Here is a 3,466-nt window from a genome sequence, read left to right as displayed (position 1 = left end):
AGCCTGTATTACACAAAATAACGCAGGCTTACGGAATAACTATCGCAAACTCACCTGAATGTAGAAATGGTATTGACTTAGACTTGCTTAAGGATATCAGAAACGAACTCGCGCATGGAAGTACTAGCTTCTCTAAAAAGGGGCAAATTGACCCCTTAGAAGAAGTTAAGTCTAGAGCAGAGAGAGTTGATCTATATCTTCGTTTATTAATAAACTCAACTGAAGATTATATTATCTCTAACGGATATTTATCCCCTCAACATGCCTAACAAACGTTCTCCCTATTACTTGGCCAATTATAGGGGGAACAGCATTACCAATCATCGTTCCTAACTTTTGGAATGAAAAAGGCGTATTTTTTCCAATAAATTTATAATCCATAGGAAAAGATTGTAAAATAGCAGCTTCACGCAAAGTTATTGCTCTATTTTGCTCAGGATGTCCGAATCGCCCATTACCATATCCATAACATTGGGTAGTTATTGTAGGACTAGTATCGTCCCAAACCATCCGTCCATAAACACTTTTATAGGTAGCACCTGAATGCTTTTTATGGCAATCCGCTCTAATTTCTTCAGGCCAATCATCCCACGTACCACCTGGTAAAGAGTGCAAGATTCGTTTAAGGTTAATATCCCTTAATTTAGGCGAACGATGCAATGGATCACTTTCGAGTTTCTCCCCTGCACCTATTTTTGGCAACTGACCAATAGCATCCTTTACTGTAACTTTACGGCTTACTTTTTTTTGATCAAGGCTGATTGGCCCCAATATGGACCCAATTAGAATTAATCTACGTCTATTTTGAGGCAAGCCATACTCGGAACATTTTACAACGTCGTACCACAGATGATACCCAAGAGTCTTTAATACACTAACAAACTCTTCAAAAACCTTATGATTTCTAAGTTGAGGAACATTTTCCATAGTCACAAGCTCTGGCATGACATCACTTACAATCCTCTGAAACTCAGATAAAAGACGCCACTTTGTATCATCTTTTCTGCTATTTGGATTACGATACTTGGAAAACGGTTGGCAAGGGGCACAGCCTGCAAGTAATCTAATATTTCCTTCCTTGAACATAGCAGACACATCGCTGGATTGCAGTTCAGTAACTGACTGGTTAATGAACTTCGTTAAGGGATTATTGCTCTCAATAGCGAAACGGCAGGACTCATCAATATCAATGCCATGAGAAACTTCAATCCCGGCTTTTTTTAGCCCAAAAGTTAAGCCCCCTGCGCCACAAAAAATGTCTACTGCTTGAATGTTCACAAGATTCTCCGTTACTTTACCCTGGTATTATATACACATAAAAGTTGGGAAAGTAGAATGATTTTACATAGCACTTAACTCATTGTATTAAATAAAAAAATGACAAGCATCCATCAATAAACCCCATAGCTGTTTGCATATCTTTTCGAACTGTTCCGTCTGAACATTTCCGCTTCTTTGCAATTGTACGGAGCGAAATGCCAACAACAAAGTGAGCAATTATCAGCTCATACTCTGCCGGCTTGTATTTACGCAACCTAGCGACACAACCGTCTATTATGATGCCCTCATCATCATCGCACTGAATCCGGGACTTTCTGCCATGAGGTAAAAGCCGCTTGAAGCCAGCAGCTACCGGTTGCCAGTCCACACCACTGTTTTCTGCAGCAGCCCATGCCCCCCAGCGGTCCAAAACTTCATACATATCACGCATCAACTTTCTCCACAAAATCAGGCCAGCACGCCAATTGCCAGCGCACGATCGATAAAACGAAATATCAGCTCCAGCTGGGAGCCATACATCTCTTCAAATGCCACGGTATCTGCATGCAGCTCGTCGTGATGCTTTCTGCACAAAGGCAACACAAAGAGGTCATGCGCTTTTGTACCCATTCCACCCTGACCGTGACCTATCAGGTGGTGGGGATCATCAGCAGGCTTTCCACAACATGCACACGGCTGTGTCTTAACCCAGCGCGTGTACTTTTCATTAACCCAGCGGCGACGTTTTGGGCGTAACATAAAAGACTCCGGCGACTCCGGATCCACTTTCAGCGCCAGCACCTTTTTCGCCTTATCCTGGATGATGCTGGTAGCAGGAACCGAAGGCACAAGGTCACTTTCCCGGGTGACAGACGGCACAACAGGCTTCGGTAATCTCAGTGCCTTACGGGCTGCACTTTCCGGTAAGGCATCCGCCAGGTCATTACGAATCAGCCACCAGCACAGTTCCGGCATTGTCACAACGTGACTGTCATCAAAACCGAGATCCCGACGCACAACAGACAACACCCAGCGGGCACAGTTATCCGTTGCCATTGATTCCAGCCGTTCCGTGAACTGATCGCGCAGCTGGTTATCGCAGTGCCAGCACAGACGGATTGCACCCGGAGCGTGTCGCATTGTGGTCATGTTCTCGCTGTGCCAGTCGGAATGAGGCCACTGGCAGCCTTTTTCACGAAGTAACCAGCTTTCAAGACATTCCACGCCACCAGCACGACGGATCACTGCCTCATTGCGGAACACGGCCCAAACGGCAGGATCATCCGCCAGCGGTTGTGACGCCGCGGGAACGGCACCACTGGCGAAAGATGAATAATGCTCCGGCTCAGGCTCCAGCAGGACACGCCCCTGCATAAACAGGGGCATCAGCTCTGAACCGGGCCTGAACAATACGATCCCCATACGCGGGGCAATTTCAGGGGTCAGTAGTGCTCTCACGGTCACCTCAATGAACGGTATCGAGCAGCTTTAACAGCTCAGGGAATCGGGATTCGAAGAAATGCGGCTGCGTCTCGCGCGGATTTGCGGGACTGGTGATGTTCTTGCCGAACATGCAGCCTTTCGCTGTCAGCGACCAGAATTTTTTGATGTTGTTAATCGCGGTACGGCTGTATCGTTCGCGTTGTTCAACGATCCCCAGCTTCGCCATCTGGTGATATGCCTGATTAGCCGTCAGGCGGATACCATACTGTTTCAGCAGTGCACTCAGCGACAGCGTGGGGCGGCTTGAGCCATCAGGCGCGTCAGCAGGAGCATCAATGGCATAGCGCGGTGCCAGATTCGGTAAGCCAACAGCCTCCTGGAGTTTCTGACAGGCACCAAGCACTGAAGAGTTAGACAGGTTTAATTCCCGGCGCATAAAGTCCAGCAGAATCACACCAGCCTGCATCTTGTCAGCAGCCTGTCCGGATAATTTTTCCGGTGCGCTGGTTACCATGTCGAAAGTACGGATCACCTTCAGATGGAATGACGGGCTGATCCACATTGCATAGGCATACACCAGTTCCTTGCAGACATACGTTCCCCGTTCATTTCCCCCATGAATCACACTCACCGGGTCAACACCCAAATTCTGGGTGTTGGTCAATTCATGAACAAGCTCAACAGTTTGTTGGCTGGAAAGAAACTTTCCTGGCTCCTTGGTTCTGGCATTTGCACCAGATGCTACTGCTGCGCGATGCAGATC

General features: G+C 47.3%; 4 protein-coding genes and 1 pseudogene. 1 reads left to right on the top strand and 4 read right to left on the bottom strand.

Annotation, left to right across the window (positions count from 1 at the left end; all coding sequences use genetic code 11):
- Positions 1-269, top strand: a pseudogene (locus RTW80_RS23290) (hypothetical protein); the annotation flags it as partial.
- Here RTW80_RS23290 and RTW80_RS23285 read toward each other — a convergent pair.
- The 4 genes from RTW80_RS23285 to RTW80_RS23270 form a co-directional block, all read right to left on the bottom strand.
- The gene (locus RTW80_RS23285) at positions 238-1,278 is read right to left on the bottom strand and encodes a DNA cytosine methyltransferase (RefSeq protein WP_001025377.1); all 1,041 of its coding nucleotides are present in this window, start codon (positions 1,276-1,278) and stop codon (positions 238-240) included. The pseudogene RTW80_RS23290 and the gene RTW80_RS23285 overlap by 32 nt on opposite strands.
- A gap of 79 nt (positions 1,279-1,357) precedes the next feature.
- Positions 1,358-1,711 (bottom strand): antiterminator Q family protein, encoded by a 354-nt coding sequence (locus RTW80_RS23280; protein WP_021534260.1) that lies wholly within the window; start codon positions 1,709-1,711, stop codon positions 1,358-1,360.
- Between the two features lie 17 nt (positions 1,712-1,728).
- Positions 1,729-2,718 carry a DUF968 domain-containing protein gene (locus tag RTW80_RS23275; protein ID WP_024172633.1) on the bottom strand — a complete coding sequence of 330 codons (990 nt, stop codon included), beginning with the start codon at positions 2,716-2,718 and terminating at the stop codon, positions 1,729-1,731.
- A 7-nt stretch (positions 2,719-2,725) separates the two neighbouring features.
- Positions 2,726-3,466, bottom strand: a 741-nt coding sequence (locus RTW80_RS23270; protein WP_144039530.1) for a KilA-N domain-containing protein, incomplete at its 5' end; no start/stop codon positions are given.

The organism is Escherichia sp. AM3 (genome assembly GCF_032029835.1).
Lineage (GTDB): Bacteria > Pseudomonadota > Gammaproteobacteria > Enterobacterales > Enterobacteriaceae > Escherichia > Escherichia coli.
This window is presented reverse-complemented; position numbering and strand designations above follow the sequence as displayed.